We start from the raw sequence: 24556 nt of genomic DNA on the forward strand, positions 1-24556 counted from the left end.
TCAGACGTTCCAGCCCTTCTCAGCGTCGGTGCCGTTGCGGGGGTCCTCATGGCGGGCGATGTCCTGCTCGTGCGCCTGGCGGAACAGCGGGCCCATGTCCTCAGCGACCGCGACCGCGCTCATCAGGGCACCGAAGATGTCGTTGAAGCCGTCCGCGACCTCCTTCTCCAGCGGAAACTCACTGTCGGAGCGCTCGGCGAGGATCTTCATCACGTTCGCCACCGACGTGATGGCGGCGGGCAGTCCTTCGACCATGGCGAGGATCTCCATGGCGTTCTCGGGGTCGTACTGGTTGGCGGCCTGCTCCATCTCGGAAGCAGCCTCTTCGAACCGGAATCCGGACACGTTCTCTCCTTCACTCACAGGGGTGTTCGTGCTGGTGGGAACCGTGGCCGCGGGCCGCTTCACGTCGTCCGCGATGCCCTGCGTGCCGTCCTGCTTCGCCTGCGCGTCGGCGGCGGCCTCCTGCTCGCGCAGGGTCTTGCGGGTGTCCTCATCGCGGCCTGCGCGCTGCTCGCCCGCGGCCTGCACCATCCGCCGGAACAGACGCCGGCCGGGATGGATCAGGGAGGGGATGCCGAACTTGCGGCCGAGCCACGTCGACAGGCAGCCGAGCAGTCCGACCGGCAGCGCGAGCAGCGCGGCCAGCAGGCGCTTGCCGTGGAAGCGGGCCGCGGACTTGCGCAGCGCCTGACGTGCCGTCTTGCGGGCCGGAGCCTTACGGACCTGCCCGCGCTTCGCCGCGACAGTGCTGCTGGTCTTGGCGTCACGCTGGGCACGCTGCTTGGCGACCGCGGCATCCCGAGCGGCACGCGCCTTACGGACCGCACCACCCATCAACCGGCCCGCAACGCTGCCGCGCTTGCCCAACTGACCCTTCTGAGCAGCGGCTTTGGCGTTGCGGCGGGCGTCCGCGACCGCGCGCCGGGCGTTGGTGGTCTGCGCCCGCTGCCCGCCGCGCGAGCCTGCCGCGGTCTTTTGCGCGGCACGCAGGGCCTTGACCTGCCCGGCACGCCCCGCGACACCCTTACCGATGCCCGCCGCGTGCTTGGAGGCCCCTTGGCCGCTCTTACCGTGCGCCTTCTTACTGGTTGCAGTGCTGCCGTGACCAGCAGTCGAACCGGAGCTCCGGCGGTGCTGGCCAGGCCCCTTGCCCGACCGGCCACCGGAACGACCGGCACGAGAACCACTCGAACGGCTCCCGGAGCTGCCGCGGGTGCCCGAACCGGCGCCCCGCTGCCCTGCGGTGCGACCAGCGCTACGGCCGGCGGTGCGGGCCGCCGCCCGGCGCGTCTCGCGGCGGGTGTTGGGCTTGCGGGAGCGGGTCGCGGCGACCGTGCCGAGCACGACCATGCCGGTCGCGGCCACCGCCGCGGCGATCGGCCCACCGACCAGAGAAGCGGCGGCGACCGCACCCACCGTGCTGTTCGCCCCGGACAGAGCAAGCGGCACAATCGGCCACCCGCCAGGCGTGTGCTCCACCTCCTTCACGTCCTTGGCCGTGGCCGGCGAGGTGTCCGGGGGCTGGGGTGGCGTGATCGGGGGAGCCGATACCGCTACCGGCTCAGTGCTGAGTTCCGTCATGCTGTGAGCACTCCTTCACGGGAGTAGGGCCCGGCCGAAGCTGTAGGAGGCGAGCGGCCGGGCCTGCCGAATCAAAGGCGTTTCCGTAGCTCAGTGGGTGCGGTGCGGGTGGTTGGCGGCGATCTCCTGCCAGCGCCTGTTTTCCGCGCTGTCCGTGTGGGTGAGGCTGACGCGGAAGTCGCAGCCGGGCCGCGCGCAGCGGTGCGTGACCGTCGACCTGGCGTCGATCACGCGGAACAGCAGGCTGTTGAAGGTGGCCGTGCAGGACAGGCAGCAGGCCAGCAGCAGCGCGACGGGCACGCCGTAGCCGGACAGCCGCACACCGATCACGATGGCCAGCGCCGCACTGACGGCGGCGGCGCCCGCGGTGAGGGCGCGGTGACGTGTGTCTTTCACTCGAACTCCCTTAGAGAGGTGGGGTGTTCAGGTGGCGCGCTGTTCTTCGATGGCGATGCACAGACCGCAGATGCCGCGGGAGGTCGGGATGCAGTAGCCGACATCGATCCGGCAGCGGGGGCAGGTGCGGCGGGCGAGCATCGCCAGTGCGAGTGCACCCCACTTGCGCGAGGTCATCGGCCGTACGGGCTTGGCCAGGTCCTCGCGGTAGAAGTAGGCGACTCGGGCATCGCCGGTGCGCCGGTTGATCCGCATCACCTGCGCGGCGATCGGCTGACCACCAGGCCGTAGCCCCTTCGCGCGGAGCTGCCGGCGAGTGGCGTAGCCGTCCGGTGCGCACCGCCACGGGAAGGTGGGGATGCCGTGTCGGGCGCCGGTGGGGTCGAAGCACTTGCCGTACGCGTACGACATCGTGGGCTCCCCCGCTCAGCCGGTGATCGTGGCGGGCAGGTCCGCCAGGTGCGGTTCACGGGCCTTGACCCGTCCGCGCGCGGTGCGGGCCGTCGACTCCGACGCCCCGAGCCCGATCTCTGCCATCGCCTGCGTCATCCGGGCAGTGCTCGGCTGCGTGAAGTCGGTGCCGTACAGGGCCCGGACCAACTGATCGACCCGGTTCGGGTAGACCACCGGCGCGCACAGGTCGACGGGCGTCGACCGCGCGTCGACGGACACCGGCTCCGGGGTGACGGGCGTCGACGGGGTGTCGACGTCCTGCCGCGCCGCGGGAAGTTCCGGCACCGCGTGCGCCCCGGTGGCGGTCTCTACCGGGGGTGTGGCCGGCGGGCGGTCGACGCTCACCGTGACGGGCGTCGAGGGTGCTTCGACGCCCGGCGACGGCGGGGTGACGCCCGTCGAAGCGTGCCGGGCGAGGTAGGCGTGGACCTGCCGCATCAGCGCGCCGAACGCGAGCAGCGCGGCCACCGGAGGAACCGCGGCCACCACGTAGTTCAGGGCGTTGGCGTCCTTGCCGACACCGGCGACGTTCAGCGCGATGGACGCGCCGTCGCCTGCGGTGACCAGCCCGATCGCCCACCAGTCGACCTTGTGGGCAAGCGAGGCACGCAGGATCAACAGCTCACCGATCACGATGAACAGATCCACCGTGGCCGGCCACGCCCACGACCGGGCGACCGCTTCCTTCATGCCGTGAGCGGCGGCGACTTCCTGCAAGTGCTCGTAGGAGAGCCAGAACGCCACCGCGGTCAGCAGTACCGTGAGCACTGCCGCGAGTGCGGTGATGGCACGGTCCACGTTGACGGGCGTCGACCGTGCTTCGACGGGCGTCAACGACGCTTCGACGCGGGCCGCAGCACTCATGCCACACCCCCGACCAACACCGGGGCGACAACGTCCGCGTAGGCCGTCAGGCGCAGCACGGCGCCCGCATAGTCGACGCTCGTGCGCAGGACGCGCGTCCGGCCGTCGCTCTGCTCGCGGTAGGTCACCGTGTCCGGGGCGATGCCCAGGGCCTCCCGCCACGCCTCGAAGCCGGGCAGGTCGTCGTAGAACGTCAGCTCCAGCCGCTCCGGGTAAACGGTGGACACCTGCACCGACGGGGCCGGCAGGCGCCCGAAGTCCGTGGCCAGCAGACGCAGCGCCCGCAGCGGCACGGCCAGATCATCCAGCGTCAGGTTCTCGCTCACGCGGCCACCGCCGTACGCACCGCGTGATGCTGCACCGACCGACGCGTCGGCGTCCTGCGCGGCCGGCGAGCAGCGGCCCGCGCGTCCCTCAGCGGGCTCGTGCGCAGCAGTCCCTCCGCGTACGCCGCAGCCTGCGGGTCCGACTCCCGCAGCTCCGCGAGCACCTCGCGCGCCACGTCCAGCCGCGCCGCCCGGTCACTCTCGGACTCCATGGCCAGGCCGGTGAACAACTCCAGGTCGATACCGAACGCCAACTCCGCGAACTCCGTGGCGGTAACGGCTTCATGACCAGCAACGATGCACTTCATGGGTCGTGACTCCTTCATCGTGGGAACGGCCCAAAACAGCGCCCCGGAGTAGCCGCTCCGGGGCGCGCGCCGTTTGTGGGTGGGACCTCTCGCAGGACGAGCGGCCACGGCCACCCGACACCGGTTCGCCGCGAACGGCGCCGGTGTCGAGGACCGTGAGCACTGGTGCTAACGGACAGGCGCCTTGCGTCGGTCGACCTCAAGGGCGCCTAGGTATGTCGTCGACTCACGCCGACCTCCCAAGCTGGAAGGGATACGGCTTCACCGGCCCGTCCTTGCGTGGCAGGCCGGTCCCGAGCCGGTAAATCGGGCGCGTCATCGTCACTGCTCTGACGCCAACAGGGCGGCGCGTACCGGGTGGCATCCCAAGGGCTGACCTCCCGTGAGGGAGGGATGATCCGTAGAGATGTGCTCCAGAGCCGGTGCGCAGGGAAGTGGCCGCCAACGGCCGTCACCCGGGCCGCTACGGGGACGGGGAATCTCACCCCGTCGACTTGGCACACTGTTCAGTTCTCAAGGAACAACCAGCTCAGGGCTCCTGTGAAGGCAAGCCATCCCGAACCGAAGAAGAGGTACATGTAATACGTGTTCTTCATCATGCGGAAGGAGGTTCACCCCGTCAAGCCCTTCGGCTGTTCGGTGTCCTGCGGGCCCCTCTGCTCGATGTACCTACAGACTGGTCCCGTCGACAGCGACGTTCGACTTCGCGCCTGTACGACCTGGGGCGTCCTTAGCTAGCGTGAAGTCGTACCAAGTCGTCCCACCTAGGCGGAGGTTGGCGTGGCAAACGAGCGACTGCGCGGCGCGATAGTGGACTTAGGCCTGACACTCGATGAGGTCGCTCAACGGCTCGGGGTCGCTGCCAAGACGGTCGAACGCTGGATCAACGAACCTGAGCGCAAGCCATACCGCCGCTTCCAGTACGCGACAGCGTCGCTATTGAAGTGCGAAGTGTCGTACCTGTGGCCGGACGAGCGCACATCAGCCGAGGTCACTGCCTCTGGGAACGCAGAACTGGTCAGGCTCTATCCGCACCGGTCCGTCGTGATGCAAACCCTCTGGACGAACCTCTACTCCAAGGCGACTCATCATTTTGACCTGTTGGTGTACTCCGGGTTCTGGCTCACGGAAGACGCGACGTTCCACCGGATCGTGAAGGAGAAGTCAGCTGAAGGCGTCTCTATCCGCTTCATGCTGGGAGAGCCCGCGTCGCCGGCCGTGGCGGTACGAGGTGAGGATGAAGGGATCGGCGCGACGATGGCGGGCAAGATCCGGAACGCCCTCATCAACTACGGCCCGCTCTTCGGCCTCCCCGGAGTGGAGTTTCGGCTGCACGGTACGACCCTCTACAACTCGATCTATCGAGCCGATGACGAGATGCTGACGAACGGGCACCTCTACGGCGTCGGCGCCTACATGGCACCGGTCCTGCACCTGCGACGCGTTCCCGGCGGTGAACTCTTCGACGCATACGTTGAGAGCGTTGAGAAGGTCTGGGAATCGGCCCGCCCGATCTCTTCACCTGCCGATTGGGAAGGCACTGCCTGATGAGCCGTATCGACTACTTCCGCGACCCAAACGCCCCTCAGGCCAACTCGGTGGTGCCCTCAGTCACCGCGGTCGTACGGGACGACGCGGGGCAGTTGCTGCTCATCCACAAGACGGACAACGATCTGTGGGCACTGCCCGGCGGTGGCCACGACATCGGGGAGCGCATCGGTGACACGGTGGTCCGTGAGGTTGCGGAAGAGACCGGCATTGACGTTGAGGTAGACAGCATCGTAGGGCTCTACACCGACCCTGAACACGTGCTGGCATACGACGACGGAGAGGTCCGGCAACAGTTCTCCATCTGCTTCCGAGCCCACCCCATCGGCGGTTCCCTGCGTACGAGCAGCGAGTCAAAAGAGGTCCGCTGGGTTGACCTAGCGGACCTTGACGGGATGGACATCCACCCATCGATGATGTTGCGCATCCGCCACGGCCTCGACGACTCGCGGCAAAAGCCCTACATCGGCTAATCGGCGGCAGACGCCTGCGCCAACCGCCCCTCAACACGCTTCGACGCTGCATGGATCTCGGGGGCCGCGCGCTGAATGAACCGTCCAACGATCGTGTCAGGGCCGTACCGCTGCACGATCTCGTCCAGCCGCTCAGCCGGCGTGGTCTGAGTCCCGTCGGGCGTCGTCGTCATGTCGCAGAACAGCAGGGCGTCGACCAGGTCCGGACGCTCCAACTCGAACTCTCCCTCAAGCTCCTGCCTCAGTCCGCGCTCCTCGGCTTCCAGCAGGGCGCAGGAGTGGTGAGCCACGAGACGAACGACCCGCTCGTCCGCCTTTTCCTGGTCTCGGAGGAACCGAGCACCGTCCAGCGGGTGAAAGCCCGTGGTGGCGATGGCCGGCGAGTACCCGATGTCATGCAGCACCGCGGCAGCTTCCAGCAACTCAGCATCGTCGCCCATTGCCGGACCCAAGGAGCGAGCACGCTTGGCGACCCCCAGCGAGTGCGCCCACCGACGCGGGAGGGGCTCGGACAGCAGTGATTCGGAGAGCGAGTATGCCCAGTCAGTCAGTCCCATGGCGGCCAAGACTACGGCCGGACAGTGGGCGGCGGGAGAGCGCGCACGGTTCGCCCCTTGCCGTGCATGGTGGCGAGCAGGCCGTTCCCCTCCATCTGGGCAAGAACACGACGCACAGCAGTGCGGGAGGCTCCGAAGCGCTCGCACAACTTCGCTTCAGAGGGGTACGCGTCTCCCACGGAGAGTGATTCCTCTGCGATCAGCTCGGTCATCCGCTCTCCAAGCGAGCGTGAGTCACCGCCCCGGGCCACACGCCAACCGATTCCGGGAGCCGACACAACAACACCGTCAGCCTCCAGCACCTTCAGGGCTCGGCGCACAGTGTTGCGGGAGACCCCGTGGGAGTTCATCAGGGCAGCCTCTGACGGCAAGGCATCCTCGACGCCACCCGATTCGATCTGCTGGCGCAGCGACTCAGACACCTGCAAGTAGGTACCTCGCGGACTGGCCTGCGGCACGTGGCCCCCCATCCTCACCCTTGTCACGGACGTCCTATGCGTCTCGTCTCCGTATCCCAGCTTCCCATGCGAGACGAGTTCCAGTTGCCCTCTGCGTATTGACTCAGCGCGGCAGGCTTACCAAAACCGGCAAAGCGTCAGACTTTGACGGGCCACTGGTGTTACATGGTGGCGCGCCCACTCCGAGTCGCCGTGAATCTCGACCCCTTTCTCTTACCGAAAAAGGAGCACATTTGTGGCTCTAGCTCCCCCGTCCACGCGATCACTGCTGCTCTCCAGCAAAGCCAACAACATCCCCCTAAGTTCCGCTACTGGCTTCACAGTGATGCACAACGATCTACCCCTCCTAATCACGAATTGGCATGTCGTTAGCGGAAGGAATCCAATTACTGGCCAGCCTATGGCAGCATCAGGCGCGACACCGGACACCCTGACCATTAGACATTTGACTAAAGTAACCTCAGAAGAAATCAACTGGGATGATTTCGATGAGCCTCTAATCGATAACGAAGAACGACCCTTGTGGTTCGAGCACCCGGACTACGGCAGGAGAGTTGACGTCGTAGCACTTCCGCTCACCAATACCCAAGGTGTCCATATTCAACCTTATGGACCCGAAGTCATGAAATCAACGCTTCGCGCCGGCGTCTCAGATTGGGTAAATATCATCGGTTTCCCATTCGGGCAATCCGCTGGAGGGTCGCTACCAATCTGGACGAAGGGTGCAATCGCCTCCGAGCTGGAGGTTGATTACGGTCTTCTTCCTTGTTTTTTGATTGATGCACGCACACGCCAAGGGCAATCGGGTTCCCCAGTGCTCGCCTACTCGCCAGGTGGTGCAACCGAGATGGCAGGCGGTAAGACTGGATTCCTATCTGGACCTGCCGGAAACCTGCTCGGAGTCTACTCCGGACGCATCAATAGCGAATCCGACATCGGACGCGTATGGAAGTTTAACGCAGTTGCAGAGATCATTGTCGCCCATCACAGGGGAGATAATTCTTTGCACGGAAAGGGGTGAATGGAGAGGGGCCCATCAGCCAACTGCCAAATTCGCGGCCCGACAAGTCGACTAAAAGCCCAACTGCCAGCGAATTCCGTCTCGTTTCATATCAGGATATCTGCCATTCGGGTCACCTGGGGCAGTCGGCTCCACAGCTTTGGGTAGCCACTTTGGGGCGAGCATCTAAGGGGGTCCAGCCCAAAGCCGTTCCGCCGACCATATTGACACACGCGAGTTGTGGACTGTGTGAAAACGTCTCCATTTTACCCAAAGGGGCGCGGCACCTTCCCGTTCTTTCCCCAGCATTCAGACGGGCGGCGGATATTTCGAGAAGGAAAGGCAGTCAATGGTCGCTGATCGTTGACCATTTGCAACGAAACCGGGGCTGTTTGCTTGAGGAGGTCGAATATAGCGCGCTTGGTTGATGTAGGCAGAGGAGCGTCTTCGTGATGAAGAATCCATGAGGTGAGGGGATGGCGTCTCGCGATGTCGGGGATCAGTAGCCTCTCTTTGCTCCAATCCTGCAGAAAAAGAGCGGCATTGTGAGCTTCTTCGAAAAGAGCTTCTGTCGCTCGTTCGCCGCGATGGACAACCGAATTTCGGTTCCTCCATACAGTCTTTTGGGCATTTGATGCGGCGGTGGGATCGCCGCCCAGGTGTGAGGATAGAATTCCGAAAGTTTCTGCCGCGTTTTTGTCTTCGAACCCGGCTGAGGTGAACTCTGTGCTCGTATATCCATGATCTGCCGCTATGCCGATAACCAAGTAATGCATCCAGTCTTCCAGCGCGGCCTGTTGCGCAACGATGGCTTCAGCCCACTCTCTGCGGTGGGCGCGAAGTACCGACCGCCGCATCCAGGAAAACAGTCTGCGCGTGGTGACGGAGGAGCTAAGTTGATAGTGGGTCATATCCAGACCAGCTTTGGCTGATTGGGCGGGGTGACCTTCACGACCTGAGGAATAGGACCCGAGTGGACTTGCGGCCGGGAGGCGCACATAGAAAGGCTCGTTTGAAACTGCTGGATTTATGCGCACGAGTCCATCACCAATAAGATCTCCGTGCGAGATTGGGCCAACGAGAAACGGTCCATCCTCGGTGACACTAAAAAGTGCCTGATTGATGGCAAATAGAATGCAGTCGTAGAAGTCTTCAAAGATGGGTCGATTGGCTACTGGTTGACCATTCTCATCTGGAAGGTAGAGGTTGGTCCAGTCCGGAAGGATGAACTTAAGGCTGACGCTGGTTCGAGGCGGTAGTGCGTCAGGGGAACAAAAAGTAGCCCTGTCGGTCCATGCTGGCTTGTCGTCGCCGAATAGCGAAACCGTCCCTTCGTAAGCGCGAGGGTTGACGCCAACACCGAATCCGGTCCCGGGGGACATTGTTGTCATGGCGACAATTGCAGGAACGTGCTCATTTCCAAAGTGAGTGTTTACCTGCGCTGAGTAGTAGTTGCTTTCAATCGTAGTTGCGGCCCAGGGAATTTCGCAGCAGGCGTATACTTCGGCGCTCAGGTCCACTTGCATCTCCGTAAGTTTCGGGATGCAACAGTATGGACATGACTGGTCGCTTGCGCACGTGAAATTCCTTACTGCAGCTTGGGCCGTGCGAGGTCGACCTACTCTGATAGTTGGCACCCGCGCATCCCCCTGACCTGGGCTCCCCGAGTTGACCTGTGACACGGGGGGGGTATGCCGAAGCCCGGAGAACTGGCGTGAAGAGGCTGCTCTCTGCACAGCAGCGAAGTACAGCAACCACCGCGACCGCAGCCAGTCTTCACCGACCGCAGGCACCCGGGTGACCAGCCCGACAGCCCTCGGCGACCTCCCCGCCCGTAGTACGCATCAAGGAGCGCGCATGGGCTTCTGGCACAACGTGGTGGCGCCCTCAATGCTGTCGCTCAGTCTCAACGGCAGTCTCATCCGTGGAGGTTCGCGGCCGTTCACGGCCGTGCCGACAGAATGCGACACGTAGGATCTGAACTACCAGGAACGGCAACCAGCAGAGTTGGAAAGCGTGTGGGCGTAATCCCCCAGTAGGTTCACCGTATCCGGCACCCCCTCAACCAGCACTGGTGACGCCGTACCAAATGCCAAAAGGGCCGCCCACTTCCCAGGGGCGGCCCTATGCCTGGTGATTCCGCGACTCAATGATTTAGCTCCCACAGCCACCGGTAGCCGTGATGGTGAATCCACTCGGTGAGCATCTCGTACCCGAGCGCGGCCAGAATGGCGAATACGGCGCCCCACAGGATCTCGGAGCGGTGCCGCTTCCAGTAGCCACGGGGCACCTCGGATTCTGCGGAAACTTCGGCCTGTGCAAGGTCGAAGTCTCTGGGACTACGGGAAAGTTGGTCCTTCCACTCGTCCAGGAGATCCGCAGGCCAAGTGGCCACGAAGCTCCCCAGCACTTTGAACCAGTTGGCTTTGTGCTCCTTGCGGATCCTGAACGCCTCCAGCACCTCGTACAGCCACGCGCGCCGCGCCCTCGATGGGAAAGGAACAGCCAGGCCGGCCAACATCATCATGCCCGCCAACATCATGAGCGGCGCGGCCCAGTTCCTGACAACGATGATCGCTACCGTAAGTTCCGTCAGTAACATCCCAAGGAAGAACGCGCCCACGCCCGCCGCAACGACCAAGATGGTCAGGGTGGGTGCCGATACCGCAGCCTGAAACTTTAATAGAGGAGCCAGGGTAAAGAGTACGACGAACACCGAGAATGCCGTGCCACTCATAACCCGGTGGATGTTCCTGGCACGAGGTGTCAGCTCATCCCACCCGGCAACTGCGGAATAGGCGCTGTCAGTATCACGATTCATCGTCGCCCCCGGGGTACGTGGTCGTGCTAGTCGCCGGGAGCGGGCGGAGCGCGAAGCTCGGTGTCCGCTTCGCTGAACGGTTGCGGGCGTCGAGTTCAGCGACACGTTGGCGGATCGCCCCAAGGTTGTCGGGGTTGACGCGGTAGTAGGTCCTGGCAGGCCGCCCGACGTCGCGTTGCTCGGTCTCCTGCTCGTCCCGGCGCAGCAGCCAGCCAGCACGCTCCAGTCGGCGCAGCACAGGGTAGATGCTGCCGGGCCCGTACTTGAGGTCATCGGCGGCTTGGAAGCCGTAGAACTCAAAGTTCGGATCGGCCGTGTGACGGTCACACACGTAGCGGGTGACGTCGATCGCCACTCGTGTCCATCTATTGAAGGGTTCCATGGCTGCACGGTACTCCCGTATGCAGTGCAAGCACTACGAACCTTGCCATGTGATTCACCCCATACGGTCCCTGTAGCACCGGAGCTGACGGACCGTGAGTCCAGCCCTGCGAGCATGCTCTCTTGCCTTACCGAGCGCACTCCTGCCGTCCCGAGCCCCGACAGCCACCGTCGACATGCTGGTCATCCCGGCCGTGACGCCCCCTAGCACCCCATCTTCTGCATCACTTTCAACACCGCTTGTTGTCCTGCTTCTTTGTCCACTGCGCCGACGGCCGAGACCGTGCGCGTCCGTACGCGCGCCTCCGCTGACCTGGTCCGTGAACCTCAACGAACACCCCCGTATGGCCACGTGGACAGTTGGGAAGAGTGATGGGGCGCGCCACCCCGTGGGCCATCTGTGGGCCAGTGGGGGCGCTGTGAGGGGCGTCCGCTGCGTTTGGCCAGGTCAAGTGCACTGTGGGGGCGGGTGGCGTAACGCTCTTGAAAGCCGTCACCACCCCAGTCGATCAGGCTATCCCTACGTCATCAAGGCGGCTCGCTCCGCTCACCGCGCGCGGCACGGGCGCCGGCCGGGCCTGCGCTCCTGTCTCCGCCCTGCTGAGGCAGCAAATCTCAGGCGTACCCGACTTCGACTACTCGCACTCAGCACCCTGCCGAACGGAGCAAGATGTCTGCCATGAAACGGGTGTTCAAGATCCTTCGAACCGTACTGGTCGCCCTGGTTGCCCTGATCGGAGTCTTGGGATACGGGTGGCTCCTCTGGAAGGGACCCTGGTACTTCGATCGGCCACACCTTCGAAAGCGTGATCTGCAACCAGCCGACGGCGTCGTGATCACGGGCTTCCGCACGATGATGGTGGCGTTGGGTGCAGGCGTAGTGACTGCTATCGGCCTCTGGTACACCAGCCGAAATCATAGGCTGGCACGAGAACAATTCACGCAAACGCAAGAACAATTCAAACTTTCTCAACATCAATTCGAGCACGCACAGGAACAGTTCGCGCATACACAGAAAAAGGATCGCGAGCAAGCGGACATCACGCGTGAGGGGCAGGTCACAGACCGGTATGTCGAGGCGATCAAACTTCTAGGATCTGCCAACTTGGCCGAACGACTAGGGGGCATCTACTCCCTTGAACGGATCATGAATGACAGTAAGCGCGACGCTAAGACCGTAATTGAAGTACTAGCGGCATTTGTGCGAAGTCATTCATCTACGAAGGTCGAGGAGGTTGGCAACGATGTGCCGCCAAATGAACGAATTACGGAGGAGGTGCAAGCTGCAATCACTGTTCTCACCAGAAGACCTGAAAATACAAAGGGGATTCCAGTCAGCCTAATAGGCGCAAAATTGCGAGGAGTCCAGCTTGAGAGCGGCGACCTCACAAGGTGGGATATGAGGTCCACAGACCTATCCCAGGCAAACTTGCAACTGGCGCAGGCCACTGGAGCGCACCTAGAGGACGCCGACCTTGAGGCAGCCTACCTATACAGGACAGATTTGGAGGGCGCCTACCTGAGCAATGCGAGGCTCACTGGAACCAACCTCTGGGGCGCCAAGTTGCGTGAGGCTACTCTATTTCACACAGACCTTTCAGAATCCTTGAACCTCGGCCGCCAACAGATTCTTGAGGCGCATATCACGTTCACTACCACCCTCCCCAGCGACATGGAATTGGACGAGGAAATCCAGCAGCGTATGAGCGAAGGGGAATGGGTAGCCAACAGTCGAGATCCGTACAACGTCTAAGACGGAGGCATCTAGTGTCTCAAACTATGGGGAGAACCACGCCCCAAAGAGGGACCCTCTATACGTTCCCGTGAATCTTTCGTGCATATCGAAGGCCTGATCTTCTGTGAGGGTGCAAATGTAATCGCATATTGCGCGAGCGCGCTTCGTCTCTCTGCGTAGCTCATTCGCTGCGGGATCCTCGTCGAGTCCTTTGACAATGGACCCCAGGGCTGCGGGAATTCTGAAGCTTGAACTCCTCTCCACCTGCACGTTCATACCGCGGACGCGGCAGGCTCGCTGACACTGTCGTTCAGTCTCAACGGCGGTCTCATCCGCAGAAGTTCACACTCGTTCACGGCCGCGTCAGCAGAAGGCAACACCCAGGATCTGAACGGGTCTGAACCACCAGGAACGGTAACCAGCAGAGTTGGAAAGCATGTGGGGAGTACCCGGGGTCCTCGTGACCCGACCCTGAGGCCAGTTGAGCCGACGATTGCCTGACATCAGCCGGTGACATCAACAGGGGCGCACAACTGCGGACGTCGGCGGATGTGGCGAGGTTCGGAACGGTACTCGGCCTCCTGTCTGAGTCACCGCTCACTGATCGTTCGTGGGTGGCGCACCCGCCTACGGATCAGAAGGTTGCAGGTTCGAATCCTGCCGAGTGCACAGCAGACCAGAGGCCCCGTGGAGGAATCCACGGGGCCTCTGGTTTTTGCGTTGGCGGCAGGGGCTGACGGCAACCGTGGATCGCCCGGCGATGCGGCATGTGTTCAGGTCGTCGTCTTTCGTCCCATCCGTTGCCGTCACCCCTCTCATTCCGATAGAACCCGATACGCGCGGATCATCACGCGCCGGCCGCCGCTGAAGCCGACGTGCTCACGCTGTTCTTCCGGCGGGGGTTCCGTCGGGTCGACAGCAGTTCTGCACTCCCGACGCGTCTACGGGGGCGCCCGTGTGAACCGAGGGGGGTATCACTGCATTGGCAATGACCAGAGGGGAAAAGGGATGGTTCGGCGGCGTGGCCGTCTTGGCTGTGGTGCTGCTCCTGCTGCTGCTCGCATCTTGTGGTGACGACTGTGAGGACGAGTCGGCGGCGCCGAACGCGACGGTCACCGTCACGGCCGCTCCGAGACCGGCCGGGAGCCAGATCGGGGAGAGCGTCGACAGTGCGGTGGAGCAGGCCCGGCGGGCGGGGCTGAGCGTGGGGATCCACGACGCCAGCGACCAGGACGAGGCCCCGCGCGGGGACTGGACGGTGTGCTTCGAGAAGGCGACCTTGAGCGATGTCGTCTTCGCTGCCGTGCCGGACGGGTCACCGTGCCCGAAGAAGGATGGTCAACGCGTTCCCTGGCCCAGGATGCCGAACGTGAAGGGCACCCCGTACTCCGAGGCGGTGGTGGAGCTGGAAGATGCCGTCGGTGAGGTTGCCCTCAAGGCCGCTTACGAGGACGAGGCGGCCCACGACACGAACAACGAAACCGGTGACTACGCGAACTGGAAAGTGTGCTTCCAGAGTGTCAAGGCCGGGACTGCCCTGGAGCACGAACCAGATGTCACCCTGCATGCCGTGGAGAAGGGCGAGGCGTGTCCGTCGTCCAAGGGGCTCTACAAGGACCCCACCAACGACCCGGCCTACGTCGAGCCCGACGTAGGATCGCCCGAGAACGACAGCAGCGGCGACGGCAGCGGCGATGACAGCGGCGACGGCAGTGGCGGGGGTGGCGGTAGCGGTGAGGAGGACTACTCCCCTGGGGATCAGGGCGGCTGCCCGCCCGGTGGCTGCTACAACCCGTGCCCGCCCGGTGGTTGCCGCTAGGTCGCGAGGGCCCGCGCCGAAGTCGATGTGATGCCCTGTGCCGTGCTCACCGTGACGGGTTCTGGCGGACCTCGTCCAGGTAGTCGGTCATCAGCTTGCCCGTCCTGGTGAACCAGTCGTTCAGGACCGCGATCTCCGCGGGGGAGTAGGCGCCGAACTGCTCGGCCAGGCGGGCGTAGTAGGGGCCGTAGAGAGCGGTGACGCGGGCGACCGCGGCGGGCATCGCCGCGATGCGTACGCGGCGGCGGTCGGCCGGGTCCGGGCGACGCGTCACGTAGCCCGCGCGTTCCAGGCGGTTGACGATGCCGGTCATCGCGCCCGTCGTGACGTGGAGGCGGCTCGCCAGTTCGCCCGCGGTGAGGAGTTCCTCGCCGGCCTCCAGGACGTAGCCGAAGCAGGTCAGGTCGGAGACGTTCAGGTTCAGGCGCTGCGCCATCTCCTGCTGGGCGACCATGCTGGTGGCGATGACGTGGTCCATCGCCGACAGGGTCTCCGTCGGCGTGGCCGGGGGGCGGGGGGTGCCGCTCGCCCCGTCGTCCGGCTCGTGGACGTCCGCCTTCTCGCTGTCCGCCATTCCGGCGCCCTCGCTGTCCGTCATTCCGGCATCGCACTTCCCCGTATCGGTCTTCCTCGCACCGGTGGTCCCGGCGTCGGCCTTCCGCACAGCCCATCCTGCCGTCCGGCCTTCTGCGGCTCTCCCTCTGCCGTGGCCAGTCTTCCTGGTGCCGGGCGTCCTGCCTGCGTCGCCCTCCTCCTCCGCCTCCTCGCCGCCGTCGTGACAACCGTCTCCCTACTTCTTCTGTCCACCCGTGGCCATTCCCTTAGTTCGTGAGGTAAATTCCTTACTTGCTAAGAGGATTTACTGTCGGCGGTCGGGAGGCTGGACATGAGCGAGCATCACCACGACGAAGGGCACACCCTCGCCGGGTGGACCGGATTCGCGACAGCCGCGGCGGGGACGTCGGTGGCCGGGGCGGGGATGTGTCTGGGGTCCGCGGCCGGGATCGGGCTGGGACTCGGGGTCGTGGCGCTGAGTGCCCTGGTGACCTGGGGACTGCATCTGGCGGGGTGGGGCAAGCCGCCCGGGATCCGGCCGGTCGCCGAGCGGGGCTGGCGGGTGCGGGATGGTGCCGCGCGGCTCGGTCATCCCGGATGCGTCGGGTGCCGACTGGCCGGGCGGGGGCATCGTTCCGCGGCGGCGGCAACGGCGACGGCGACAAGGACAGGGACAGGGACAGGGACGGCGACAGGCGCCGCGTAGGGGGCGGGGGCGACGGTGGACAGTCCTCGCCCTGTTGTCAGTGCCGGCCTCTACTCTCGTGAGTGATGGCACACGTATGGAAGTGCAAGGGGCTTCGGTGGGACGGGCGGGAGCCCGTGCTGACGTGGGACGGGGGGCGTCGCAGTGCGTTGCCGTGGGGGAAGAGGGTCGCGTTCGCCGTCGTGGGCGAGGGCGAACGGACGTGTGTCGGGGCACGTGGGCACAGCTGCCCTGTCGCGGCTGCCGTCTCCGGGCGGAGTGTCGGTGCCCGGTGCGAGGAGTGTTCCCGGCTGGACCGGGCGCATTCCGTTGCCGCGGACACCATCGCCGACGATCCAAGGCCCTACTCCGTCTATCTGGCCTGGTTCGGACCCGGGATGGTCAAGGTCGGGATCACCGCCGTCGAGCGTGGGTCGGCGCGGCTGCTGGAGCAGGGAGCCGTCGTCTTCACCTGGCTGGGGCGGGGGCCCCTGATGGCCGCCCGGCGCAGTGAGGAGTTGCTGCGTACGGCGTTGGGAGTGCCGGACCGGATCGCGTACGACGCCAAGCGGGGCGTACGGAGTGCGCTGCCGGAGGCGGGGGTACGGGAGGCGGAGGTCCGGGAGTTGCACGCGCGGGCCGTGGGGCTCCACGGGTGGCCGGAGGCCTTGGAGCGGATGCCGTTCGAGGCTGTCGATCACGCGGAGGTGTTCGGGCTCGGCGGGCTGCCGGCGGCCGTCGCCGTGGTCGGCGAGCTTGTCCCGGGTGGTGTCGTGAGCGGGGAGCTGGTCGCCGCCGCCGGGCCCGACCTGCACCTTCGGACCGGGCGGGGGGTCGTCGTGCTCGATACCCGGCTCATGACCGGGTGGGAACTGACCACGGCGGGCGGGTCCGGCGGGGAAGAGCGGGGCGACCGGGGTGAGCGCGGTGGACTGGGGGAAATCACCGTGCCTGTGCGGGAGTTGGGCGGGGTTCAGGCCGGACTCTTCTGAATGCTTTCTGCGGGAGAGGGCCGGGAGGGGCAGGGAAGGTGAAGCGGGGCGGGGCGCCGGACGAGGGTCGAGCGATCGAGCCGCTCCGGGGCCTCAGGGAGACGCCCTGGACTTGCCGTGGCGGTGGGGACGAGAGTGGGCGGCATGAGTGATCCATCCATCGGGCACGAGCGTGGGCATGGCTGACCGGGTGCAGGGGCGGGAGGGCGAGGCGGAGGTCGAGGCCGACGACGTACGGCGGTTCTGGGAAGGGCTTGGCCTGCCCGGGCTCGTCGACGTCCACACCCACTTCATGCCCGAGTCGGTCCTGAAGAAGGTCTGGGCGTACTTCGACGGGGTCGGGCCCCTCACCGGCGGTGTCGAGTGGCCCATCACCTACCGGGCCGAGGAGAGCGAACGGATCGGCCTGCTGCGGGAGTTCGGCGTGCGGGCGTTCACCGCCATGCTCTACCCGCACAAGCCGGGCATGGCCGAGTGGCTGAACCAATGGGCCGTCGACTTCGCCCGGCGGACCCCCGACTGCCTTCACACGGCGACGCTGTTCCCCGAGCCCGGTGTGGCGGCGTACGTGCGAAAGGCGGTGGAGGAGGGGGCCCGGGTCTTCAAGGCGCACGTCCAGGTGGGCGCGTACGACCCGGCCGACGAACTGCTCGATCCGGCCTGGGGGCTGCTCGCCGAGGCAGGGGTCCCCGTGGTGATCCACTGCGGTTCAGGGCCCTCGCCCGGCAAGCACACCGGGCCGGAGCCGGTCGGGCGGGTGCTCGCGCGGCATCCGCGGCTGCAGCTGGTGATCGCGCACATGGGCATGCCGGAGTACGAGGACTTCCTCGGCCTGGCCGAGCGGTACGGCGAGGTGCGGCTGGACACGACGATGGCGTTCACCGACTTCAGTGAGGGGCTCGCGCCGTTTCCCCGGCGGGCGCTCCCCCGCCTCTCCGGCGTCGGCGATCGGGTCCTGCTCGGCACCGACTTCCCCAACATCCCCTATCCGTACGTCCATCAGCTGCGGGCGCTGGAGCGGCTCGGGCTGGGGGACGAGTGGCTGCGGGCGGTCTGTCACGACAACGGGGCGCGGTTGTTCGGGCTGTGAGGCGACGGCGCGTGGGGTGAGCTCGGCTTCCAGGACCCGGTCGCCGACGTTCGACCTGTTCAGGAGCGGCCGACTTACTACGAGGTACACCCGGCCGTCGGCGGTCACGCCGGAGCCGTACTCCTGGCGGTCGGTGCCTTGAGTCGCCTGGTGAGGCGGCCGTCCTCTGATCACTCTGACCGGCGGCGGACGGATCCTCCCCACCGCCGTCCGCGGAGGCAAGGAACCGCCAGGGGGTTCCCTGAGAGGTCCCTGTGCGTTTCTCAGGGTATTCACAGCTTCCGGAAAGCGTGCTCTCAGAGCGGCCCAGCAGTGTGTGCGCTATGACCACGACCTCGCCCCAGGGGCGCACCGAACTGCTGAGGCCGGACGGGAGCCCCGTCCGCGTGCTTGTGGTGGACGACGAGCTCTCGATCACCGAGCTGCTGTCCATGGCCCTTCGCTACGAAGGGTGGCAGATCCGCAGCGCGGGTGACGGGACCGGTGCGGTGCAGACCGCGCGCGAGTTCCGGCCCGACGCCGTCGTCCTCGACATGATGCTGCCCGACATGGACGGGCTGACCGTCCTCGGCCGGCTGCGCCGCGACCTGCCCGACGTGCCCATCCTCTTCCTGACCGCGAAGGACGCGGTCGAGGACCGGATCGCCGGGCTCACCGCCGGCGGCGACGACTACGTCACCAAGCCCTTCAGCCTCGAAGAGGTCGTGGCGCGGCTGCGCGGCCTCATCCGCCGTTCCGGTGCCGCCGACCGGCGCTCCGACTCCGTCCTCGTCGTCGGTGACCTCACCCTGGACGAGGACAGCCACGAGGTGGCGCGCGCCGGGGACGGCATCCACCTCACCGCGACCGAGTTCGAGCTGCTGCGGTTCCTGATGCGCAATCCGCGCCGGGTGCTCAGCAAGGCGCAGATCCTCGACCGTGTGTGGTCGTACGACTTCGGCGGGCAGGCCAACGTCGTCGAGCTCTACATCTCGTACCTGCGCCGCAAGATCGACGCCGGCCGTGAGCCGATGATCCACACGCGGCGCGGCGCCGGGTACCTGATCAAGCCCGCGACGTCGTGAGCGGGCGACGACAGCTGCGGAGGCAGCGGCGCCGACAGCCTCGGACGCTGCGGACGCGGCTCGTCGTCGCGTCCGTCGCGCTCATCGCGGTGGTGTGCGCGGTGATCGGCACGGTGACGACCATCGCGCTCAGCTCGCATCTGTACAAGCAGTTGGACACCTCGTTGGGGGAAGCGGCCATGCGGGCGGCCGGCGGGCCCGAGAAGCCGGGTGGTCTCCCGGCCGGTCTCGACGGCAGTAAGAAGCAGCGGACGTTGTCGGACTTCGTCAAGCAGGGCCCGCAGCCCGTCGGCACGGTCGCGGCGGAGCTCAAGAACGGCAGCATCACCGAGGCCAAGGTCGGCATCAAGTCCGAGGGCGACGACGGATTCTCCGACGTCGTCGACGAGTCGCTCACCGCGGCGCAGCAGGCCGCCCTTGCGAAGGTGCCGCGCGATGGCAAGCCGCACACCGTCGAGCTGCCCGGCCTCGGCGAGTACCACGTCCAGTTCATGGACGGCAACGACGGCTCGTTCTACGTGGGCCTGCCCACCGAGGACGTCACCAACACGCTCAGCACCCTCGTCATCGTCGAGGTCAGCGTCACGGCCGCCGGTCTCGTCGCGGCCTCGCTCGCCGGAGCCACCATCGTGAGCGTCGCCCTCCGCCCTCTCCGCAGAGTCGCCTCCACCGCCACCCGCGTCTCCGAACTGCCCCTGCACACGGGCGAGGTGACGCTCAACGAGCGTGTTCCCGAGTCCGAGACCGACCCGCACACCGAGGTCGGGCAGGTCGGGGCCGCCCTCAACCGCATGCTCGACCACGTCCACGGCGCCCTGCACGCCCGCCAGGAGAGCGAGACGAGGGTACGGCAGTTCGTGGCGGACGCCAGCCATGAGCTGCGTACCCCGCTGGCGTCCATCCGCGGGTACGCCGAGCTGACCAGACGCGGACGTGAGGAGACCGGGCCCGACACCCGGCACGCGCTGGGCCGGATCGAGTCCGAGGCCGGGCGGATGACGGGCCTCGTCGAGGACCTGCTGCTGCTCGCGCGTCTCGACGCCGGACGGCCGCTGAGTTACGAGCACACCGATCTCTCCCCGCTGGTCGTGGACGCCGTGAGCGACGCCCGTGCCGCGGGGCGGGAGCACGTGTGGCGCCTGGAACTGCCCGACGAGCCCGCGCTGGTGATGGCGGACGCCGCCCGCGTGCAGCAGGTCATGGTGAACCTGTTCGCGAACGCGCGTACGCATACCCCACCGGGTACGACGGTGACCGCGCGCGTGCGCCGCGAGGGACCGTGGGTGTGTGTGGACGTCCAGGACGACGGGCAGGGCATTCCGCCCGACCTGCTGCCGCACGTCTTCGAACGGTTCGCGCGAGGCGACTCGTCGCGTTCGCGTGCTTCGGGGTCCACCGGGCTCGGGCTCGCCATCGTGCAGGCGGTCGTGGCCGCGCACGACGGTGCCGTGACCGTCGACAGCGTGCCCGGGCGCACGGTCTTCACCGTGCATCTGCCCGCGCTGGCACCGCAGGAGCCCCATTCTCATGAGGCGTTCATTTCCTCAACGAATTCACAACCGTACTCACAGGCACAGCACAGCACGACCACATGGGTGCAACAGGGCGCTTGACGACAGTCGTTGTCATGCGAACCGAACCTTCTCCCGGCAACTTGCCGGCGCGGGAGCACCTCCCGGCCGGACATGCCGGTACGCCTGTCCTGGACGTAGTGATCCCCGTCTACAACGAGGAGAAGGACCTCCAGCCGTGTGTGCTCAGACTGCACGAGCACCTGGCCCGCACCTTCCCGTACGCGTTCCGCATCACGATCGCGGACAACGCGTCCACCGACACCACTCCGCTGGTGGCGGCGCGGCTGGAGGCGGAGGTCCCCGAGGTCAGGTCGTTCCGGCTGGAGCAGAAGGGGCGCGGCAGGGCGCTGCGCACCGTCTGGTCCGCCTCGGACGCCCCGGTCCTCGCCTACATGGACGTCGACCTCTCCACCGACCTCAACGCGCTTCTCCCGCTGGTCGCCCCGCTGATCTCCGGTCACTCGGACCTGGCGATCGGCTCGCGGCTCGCCCGGAGCTCGCGGGTGGTGCGGGGCGCCAAGCGGGAGTTCATCTCCCGGACGTACAACCTGATCCTGCGCGGCTCGCTGCAGGCCCGGTTCTCCGACGCGCAGTGCGGTTTCAAGGCGATCCGGCGCGATGTCGCGCAGGTGCTGCTGCCGCTCGTCGAGGACACCGGATGGTTCTTCGACACCGAGATGCTGGTCCTCGCCGAGCGGGCCGGACTGCGCATCCACGAGGTGCCGGTCGACTGGGTCGACGACCCGGACTCGACGGTGCACATCGTGAAGACCGCGACCGACGACCTGAAGGGCGTGTGGCGCGTGGGACGCGCTCTCGCCACCGGCTCGCTGGCACTGGACCGGCTCGCCCGGCCGTTCGGCGACGATCCGCGCGACCGTGAGATCAGCGGCGTACCGAAGGGCCTCGCCCGTCAACTCGTCGGGTTCTGCGTCGTGGGCGCGCTGTCCACGCTGTTCTATCTGCTGCTCTACAGCGGCTTCCGTACGGTCTCGGGGTCGCAGGTCGCCAACGCGCTCGCCCTGCTCGTCTCGGCGGTCGCCAACACCGCGGCCAACCGGCGCCTGACCTTCGGCGTACGCGGCCGGAGCGGGGCGGTGCGGCACCAGGCGCAGGGCCTGGTCGTCTTCGGCATCGGACTCGCCCTCACCAGCGGCTCGCTCGCCGCCCTGAACGCGGCGACGGCCGAACCGGCGCACTCCACCGAGCTGGCGGTCCTGATCGTCGCCAACCTCGCGGCGACCGTGCTGCGGTTCCTGCTCTTCCGGGCCTGGGTGTTCCCGGACCGGCACGACGAGTCACCGTCGACCGTCGTCGCCTCTCACACGCCCGCCGTGCCGCACGGGCCGGCCGGACCCGCCTCGCCCGTCCACGCGACGGCCCCGCGGTCCCCGTACAGCACGACGTCCGCCGCGCCCCGCGGCCGGACGTCCGCGTACGGCCCGACGTCCGCTCCGTACGACACGGCCCACACTCCGCTCGACCACCAGACCTGGGGGGACGCGACCATGCGGCTTCAGCCGGTGCGCCCGAACGATCACGATCCGAGGAACGCGCGATGACGACGACTCAGCACGACACGACCCACACGGGAGGTGCCGGCCCCTCCGGGGGCGCGAACCCCTCCTGGGGACCGCCGGGCGAGACGGGCCCGGCCGGGGCAACCGCCGTACAGGAGCCCGTGGTTGCTCCGCCGGCCGCCCCCGAGGACGGCAGCCCTCAGCAGCCCTTCGTGCGCCGCCTGTGGCGCGGGCGGCCCGAGGACCACCGCTGGACGCGTCCCGCGTTCCTCGGCACGCTGCTGCTGATCGGCGCGCTCTACACCTGGAACCTCACGGCCTCCGGGTACGCCAACTCCTTCTACTCCGCGGCCGTCCAGGCCGGCAGCCAGTCCTGGAAGGCCTTCTTCTTCGGCTCGCTCGACTCGGCCAACGCCATCACCGTCGACAAGCCCCCGGCCTCGCTGTGGCCGATGGCGCTCTCGGTGCGGCTGTTCGGCCTGAACTCCTTCGCGATCCTGTTCCCGCAGGTGCTCATGGCGGTCGCGACGGCCGGAGTGCTGTACGGGGCCGTGCGCCGCCGGTTCAACGCCACGGCCGGCTTCATCACGATGGCGGTCTTCGCGCTCACGCCGGTCGCCGCGCTGATGTTCCGCTTCAACAACCCGGACGCGGCCCTCGCGCTCCTGATGGCCGTCACGGTCTACTGCGTGCTGCGCGCCATGGAGAAGGCACAGACGAAGTGGCTGGTGTGGGCGGGCGCCGCGGTCGGTCTCGCCTTCCTGGTGAAGACCCTCCAGGCCTTCCTGATCCTGCCGCCGCTCGCACTCATCTACGTGATCTTCGCGCCGACGACCCTGCGCAGGCGCATCGGCCAGGTCCTCCTCGCCGGCCTGTCGATGATCGTCGCGGGCGGCTGGTGGGTGGCGATCGTCGAACTGTGGCCCGCGTCCTCCCGCCCGTACATCGGCGGCTCGCAGAACAACTCCTTCCTTGAACTGACCTTCGGCTACAACGGACTCGGCCGGATCAACGGCGAGGAGACCGGCAGCGTCGGAGGCGGCGGGGGCGGCGGCTGGGGCGAGACCGGCTGGGACCGGATGTTCAGCTCGTCCATCGGCGGTCAGATCTCCTGGCTGATCCCGGCCGCGCTGATCGTGCTCGCCGCGGGCATCGTCCTCACCCGGAAGGCGAAGCGGACGGACACGGCCCGTGCCGCGTTCCTCGCCTGGGGCGGCTCGCTGCTGATCACCATGGTGATCTTCAGCTTCATGCAGGGCATCTTCCACGAGTACTACACCGTGGCTCTCGCCCCGTACGTCGCCGCCGTGATCGGCATGGGCGCGAGTGTGCTGTGGGAGGAGCGCGGCCGGATGTGGGTCTCGCTCACCCTGGCCGCCGGGATGACGGCCACCGCGGCCTGGGGGTACGTCCTCCTGAACCGTTCCTCCGACTACCTGCCCTGGCTGAAGTGGCTGGTCCTGGTCGGCGGCCTGGTCGCCGCGCTCGGCCTGGTCTTCGTCTCGCGGCTCGGACGCCGGCTCGCCCTCGCGGTCGTGGGGCTCAGCTTCGTCGCGGCCCTCGCGGGTCCGACGGCGTACACCCTCACCACACTGAACGAGGGGCACACCGGGTCGATCGTCACGGCCGGTCCCGCCGTCTCGGGCGGTCGCGGTGGTCCTGGCGGCGGCGGTGGCGGCATGGGCGGCGGCCCCGGCGGCGGAGGTATGCCGGGTCAGAACCAGCAGGGCGGCACCGGGCAGAACCAGCAGGGCGGCGGCACGGGCCAGCCTCCCACCGGCGGTGTGCCGAACGGCAACGGCCAGAACCAGCAGAACGGCAACGGCCAGACGGGTCAGAACGGTCAGAACGGCCGGACCCAGCGGGGCGGCGGCACCGGCGACGGCGGTGGCATGGGCGGCGGCGGTATGGGCGGCCTGCTCAACGGTGCCACGGTCAGCTCCGAGGCCAAGGCGCTCCTGGAGAAGAACTCCGGGGACTACACCTGGGCCGCGGCGGCCATCGGCGCGCAGAACGCGGCGAGCTACCAGCTCTCCACCGGTGACCCGGTGATGGCGATCGGCGGCTTCAACGGCAGCGACCCGTCGCCGACGCTGGCCCAGTTCAAGCAGTACGTGGCGGACGGGAAGATCCACTACTTCATCTCCTCCGGCTCCATGGGCGGCGGTGGCGGCAGCAGCTCCGGCACCGGATCCCAGATCAGCGAATGGGTGCAGGAGAACTTCAAGGAGGTGACGGTGGGTTCGTCCACCTTCTACGACCTGACACAGCCGACGAGCTAGCTCGTCGAGGGCGGTGGCAGCGGGGCGGTGACCGGGGCGCGGTGCCCCGGCCACCGCCCCCTCCTCGTGTT

General features: G+C 66.7%; 25 protein-coding genes. 12 read left to right on the forward strand and 13 right to left on the reverse strand.

Annotation, left to right across the window (positions count from 1 at the left end; all coding sequences use genetic code 11):
• The 6 genes from KUF83_RS25415 to KUF83_RS25440 all read right to left on the reverse strand — a co-directional run bounded on the left by KUF83_RS25415 (position 1) and on the right by KUF83_RS25440 (position 3931).
• Positions 1 to 1584: a hypothetical protein gene (locus KUF83_RS25415; protein ID WP_217457241.1), complete on the reverse strand. Its 1584-nt coding sequence runs from the start codon at positions 1582 to 1584 to the stop codon at positions 1 to 3.
• Positions 1585 to 1674: 90 nt separating this feature from the next.
• Positions 1675 to 1980 carry a hypothetical protein gene (locus KUF83_RS25420; protein ID WP_217457242.1) on the reverse strand — a complete coding sequence of 102 codons (306 nt, stop codon included), beginning with the start codon at positions 1978 to 1980 and terminating at the stop codon, positions 1675 to 1677.
• 27 nt (positions 1981 to 2007) lie between these two features.
• The gene (locus KUF83_RS25425; protein ID WP_217457243.1) at positions 2008 to 2391 is read right to left on the reverse strand and encodes an RRQRL motif-containing zinc-binding protein; all 384 of its coding nucleotides are present in this window, start codon (positions 2389 to 2391) and stop codon (positions 2008 to 2010) included.
• A gap of 15 nt (positions 2392 to 2406) precedes the next feature.
• On the reverse strand, positions 2407 to 3297 hold the full coding sequence (locus tag KUF83_RS25430) for a DUF2637 domain-containing protein (protein WP_217457244.1): 891 nt from the start codon (positions 3295 to 3297) through the stop codon (positions 2407 to 2409).
• Positions 3294 to 3623 (reverse strand): hypothetical protein, encoded by a 330-nt coding sequence (locus KUF83_RS25435; protein ID WP_217457245.1) that lies wholly within the window; start codon positions 3621 to 3623, stop codon positions 3294 to 3296. The genes KUF83_RS25430 and KUF83_RS25435 overlap by 4 nt, the downstream gene beginning before the upstream one ends.
• Positions 3620 to 3931, reverse strand: coding sequence for a hypothetical protein (locus tag KUF83_RS25440; protein WP_217457246.1), 312 nt, complete (start codon positions 3929 to 3931; stop codon positions 3620 to 3622). The genes KUF83_RS25435 and KUF83_RS25440 overlap by 4 nt, the downstream gene beginning before the upstream one ends.
• A gap of 780 nt (positions 3932 to 4711) precedes the next feature.
• Here KUF83_RS25440 and KUF83_RS25445 point away from each other — a divergent pair.
• Both KUF83_RS25445 and KUF83_RS25450 read left to right on the forward strand, forming a co-directional pair.
• The gene (locus tag KUF83_RS25445; protein ID WP_217457247.1) at positions 4712 to 5479 is read left to right on the forward strand and encodes a helix-turn-helix domain-containing protein; all 768 of its coding nucleotides are present in this window, start codon (positions 4712 to 4714) and stop codon (positions 5477 to 5479) included.
• Positions 5479 to 5952 carry an NUDIX domain-containing protein gene (locus KUF83_RS25450; RefSeq protein WP_217457248.1) on the forward strand — a complete coding sequence of 158 codons (474 nt, stop codon included), beginning with the start codon at positions 5479 to 5481 and terminating at the stop codon, positions 5950 to 5952. The genes KUF83_RS25445 and KUF83_RS25450 overlap by 1 nt, the downstream gene beginning before the upstream one ends.
• On the opposite strand, the gene KUF83_RS25455 is transcribed toward KUF83_RS25450, so the two are convergent.
• Positions 5949 to 6509 (reverse strand): HD domain-containing protein, encoded by a 561-nt coding sequence (locus KUF83_RS25455; RefSeq protein WP_217457249.1) that lies wholly within the window; start codon positions 6507 to 6509, stop codon positions 5949 to 5951. The two genes, KUF83_RS25450 and KUF83_RS25455, sit on opposite strands and share 4 nt — an antisense overlap.
• 11 nt (positions 6510 to 6520) lie before the next feature.
• Positions 6521 to 6967 (reverse strand): GntR family transcriptional regulator, encoded by a 447-nt coding sequence (locus KUF83_RS25460; protein ID WP_217457250.1) that lies wholly within the window; start codon positions 6965 to 6967, stop codon positions 6521 to 6523.
• A gap of 235 nt (positions 6968 to 7202) precedes the next feature.
• On the opposite strand from KUF83_RS25460, the gene KUF83_RS25465 reads away from it, so the two are divergent.
• On the forward strand, positions 7203 to 7988 hold the full coding sequence (locus KUF83_RS25465; RefSeq protein WP_217457251.1) for a trypsin-like peptidase domain-containing protein: 786 nt from the start codon (positions 7203 to 7205) through the stop codon (positions 7986 to 7988).
• A 245-nt stretch (positions 7989 to 8233) separates the two neighbouring features.
• Here the strand turns inward: KUF83_RS25465 and KUF83_RS25470 are convergent, their stop codons facing one another.
• The 3 genes from KUF83_RS25470 to KUF83_RS25480 all read right to left on the reverse strand — a co-directional run bounded on the left by KUF83_RS25470 (position 8234) and on the right by KUF83_RS25480 (position 11170).
• Positions 8234 to 9487, reverse strand: a complete 1254-nt coding sequence (locus KUF83_RS25470; RefSeq protein WP_217457252.1) for a hypothetical protein — start codon at positions 9485 to 9487, stop codon at positions 8234 to 8236.
• Positions 9488 to 10113: 626 nt separating this feature from the next.
• Entirely contained in the window at positions 10114 to 10704 is a 591-nt protein-coding gene (locus KUF83_RS25475; RefSeq protein WP_217457253.1) for a hypothetical protein, read from the reverse strand.
• 73 nt (positions 10705 to 10777) lie between these two features.
• Positions 10778 to 11170: a PadR family transcriptional regulator gene (locus KUF83_RS25480; protein WP_217457254.1), complete on the reverse strand. Its 393-nt coding sequence runs from the start codon at positions 11168 to 11170 to the stop codon at positions 10778 to 10780.
• 678 nt (positions 11171 to 11848) lie between these two features.
• Here KUF83_RS25480 and KUF83_RS25485 point away from each other — a divergent pair.
• The gene (locus KUF83_RS25485) at positions 11849 to 12922 is read left to right on the forward strand and encodes a pentapeptide repeat-containing protein (RefSeq protein WP_217457255.1); all 1074 of its coding nucleotides are present in this window, start codon (positions 11849 to 11851) and stop codon (positions 12920 to 12922) included.
• A gap of 24 nt (positions 12923 to 12946) precedes the next feature.
• Here KUF83_RS25485 and KUF83_RS43025 read toward each other — a convergent pair whose 3' ends face one another.
• Positions 12947 to 13180 (reverse strand): hypothetical protein, encoded by a 234-nt coding sequence (locus tag KUF83_RS43025; RefSeq protein ID WP_217457256.1) that lies wholly within the window; start codon positions 13178 to 13180, stop codon positions 12947 to 12949.
• 745 nt (positions 13181 to 13925) lie between these two features.
• On the opposite strand from KUF83_RS43025, the gene KUF83_RS25495 reads away from it, so the two are divergent.
• Entirely contained in the window at positions 13926 to 14723 is a 798-nt protein-coding gene (locus KUF83_RS25495; RefSeq protein ID WP_217457257.1) for a PASTA domain-containing protein, read from the forward strand.
• 46 nt (positions 14724 to 14769) lie between these two features.
• Here the strand turns inward: KUF83_RS25495 and KUF83_RS25500 are convergent, their stop codons facing one another.
• Positions 14770 to 15297: a MarR family transcriptional regulator gene (locus KUF83_RS25500; RefSeq protein ID WP_308403128.1), complete on the reverse strand. Its 528-nt coding sequence runs from the start codon at positions 15295 to 15297 to the stop codon at positions 14770 to 14772.
• A gap of 312 nt (positions 15298 to 15609) precedes the next feature.
• Between KUF83_RS25500 and KUF83_RS25505 the strand changes: the two genes are divergently transcribed.
• From KUF83_RS25505 to KUF83_RS25535, 7 genes are all read left to right on the forward strand, one after another.
• On the forward strand, positions 15610 to 15984 hold the full coding sequence (locus tag KUF83_RS25505; RefSeq protein ID WP_217457258.1) for an HGxxPAAW family protein: 375 nt from the start codon (positions 15610 to 15612) through the stop codon (positions 15982 to 15984).
• A gap of 65 nt (positions 15985 to 16049) precedes the next feature.
• Positions 16050 to 16955, forward strand: coding sequence for a DUF2797 domain-containing protein (locus KUF83_RS25510; protein WP_217457259.1), 906 nt, complete (start codon positions 16050 to 16052; stop codon positions 16953 to 16955).
• 178 nt (positions 16956 to 17133) lie between these two features.
• Positions 17134 to 18045 (forward strand): amidohydrolase family protein, encoded by a 912-nt coding sequence (locus tag KUF83_RS25515; RefSeq protein ID WP_217457260.1) that lies wholly within the window; start codon positions 17134 to 17136, stop codon positions 18043 to 18045.
• 323 nt (positions 18046 to 18368) lie between these two features.
• Entirely contained in the window at positions 18369 to 19109 is a 741-nt protein-coding gene (locus KUF83_RS25520; protein ID WP_254644338.1) for a response regulator transcription factor, read from the forward strand.
• A complete protein-coding gene (locus KUF83_RS25525) occupies positions 19106 to 20722 on the forward strand; it encodes a cell wall metabolism sensor histidine kinase WalK (protein WP_217457261.1) in 1617 nt (538 codons plus the stop codon). Before KUF83_RS25520 ends, KUF83_RS25525 begins: the two co-directional genes overlap by 4 nt.
• Before the next feature lie 14 nt (positions 20723 to 20736).
• The gene (locus KUF83_RS25530) at positions 20737 to 22245 is read left to right on the forward strand and encodes a bifunctional glycosyltransferase family 2/GtrA family protein (RefSeq protein WP_217457262.1); all 1509 of its coding nucleotides are present in this window, start codon (positions 20737 to 20739) and stop codon (positions 22243 to 22245) included.
• Positions 22242 to 24485, forward strand: a complete 2244-nt coding sequence (locus tag KUF83_RS25535) for a glycosyltransferase family 39 protein (protein ID WP_217457263.1) — start codon at positions 22242 to 22244, stop codon at positions 24483 to 24485. Before KUF83_RS25530 ends, KUF83_RS25535 begins: the two co-directional genes overlap by 4 nt.
• Positions 24486 to 24556: the final 71 nt, after the last annotated feature.

Origin of the sequence: Streptomyces sp. BV286 (assembly GCF_019090165.1) — a bacterium.
Taxonomy (GTDB): domain Bacteria; phylum Actinomycetota; class Actinomycetes; order Streptomycetales; family Streptomycetaceae; genus Streptomyces.

What these genes read in the sequence shown, in the direction of transcription:
- KUF83_RS25415 (WP_217457241.1), bottom strand. Translation starts at nt 1,584, where the DNA reads ATGACGGAACTCAGCACTGAGCCGGTAGCGGTATCGGCTCCCCCGATC.
- KUF83_RS25425 (WP_217457243.1), bottom strand. Translation starts at nt 2,391, where the DNA reads ATGTCGTACGCGTACGGCAAGTGCTTCGACCCCACCGGCGCCCGACAC.
- KUF83_RS25430 (WP_217457244.1), bottom strand. Translation starts at nt 3,297, where the DNA reads ATGAGTGCTGCGGCCCGCGTCGAAGCGTCGTTGACGCCCGTCGAAGCA.
- KUF83_RS25440 (WP_217457246.1), bottom strand. Translation starts at nt 3,931, where the DNA reads ATGAAGTGCATCGTTGCTGGTCATGAAGCCGTTACCGCCACGGAGTTC.
- KUF83_RS25450 (WP_217457248.1), top strand. Translation starts at nt 5,479, where the DNA reads ATGAGCCGTATCGACTACTTCCGCGACCCAAACGCCCCTCAGGCCAAC.
- KUF83_RS25455 (WP_217457249.1), bottom strand. Translation starts at nt 6,509, where the DNA reads ATGGGACTGACTGACTGGGCATACTCGCTCTCCGAATCACTGCTGTCC.
- KUF83_RS25475 (WP_217457253.1), bottom strand. Translation starts at nt 10,704, where the DNA reads ATGAGTGGCACGGCATTCTCGGTGTTCGTCGTACTCTTTACCCTGGCT.
- KUF83_RS25480 (WP_217457254.1), bottom strand. Translation starts at nt 11,170, where the DNA reads ATGGAACCCTTCAATAGATGGACACGAGTGGCGATCGACGTCACCCGC.
- KUF83_RS25485 (WP_217457255.1), top strand. Translation starts at nt 11,849, where the DNA reads ATGAAACGGGTGTTCAAGATCCTTCGAACCGTACTGGTCGCCCTGGTT.
- KUF83_RS43025 (WP_217457256.1), bottom strand. Translation starts at nt 13,180, where the DNA reads ATGAACGTGCAGGTGGAGAGGAGTTCAAGCTTCAGAATTCCCGCAGCC.
- KUF83_RS25500 (WP_308403128.1), bottom strand. Translation starts at nt 15,297, where the DNA reads ATGGCGGACAGCGAGAAGGCGGACGTCCACGAGCCGGACGACGGGGCG.
- KUF83_RS25505 (WP_217457258.1), top strand. Translation starts at nt 15,610, where the DNA reads ATGAGCGAGCATCACCACGACGAAGGGCACACCCTCGCCGGGTGGACC.
- KUF83_RS25510 (WP_217457259.1), top strand. Translation starts at nt 16,050, where the DNA reads ATGGCACACGTATGGAAGTGCAAGGGGCTTCGGTGGGACGGGCGGGAG.
- KUF83_RS25515 (WP_217457260.1), top strand. Translation starts at nt 17,134, where the DNA reads ATGGCTGACCGGGTGCAGGGGCGGGAGGGCGAGGCGGAGGTCGAGGCC.
- KUF83_RS25520 (WP_254644338.1), top strand. Translation starts at nt 18,369, where the DNA reads ATGACCACGACCTCGCCCCAGGGGCGCACCGAACTGCTGAGGCCGGAC.
- KUF83_RS25530 (WP_217457262.1), top strand. Translation starts at nt 20,737, where the DNA reads ATGCGAACCGAACCTTCTCCCGGCAACTTGCCGGCGCGGGAGCACCTC.
- KUF83_RS25535 (WP_217457263.1), top strand. Translation starts at nt 22,242, where the DNA reads ATGACGACGACTCAGCACGACACGACCCACACGGGAGGTGCCGGCCCC.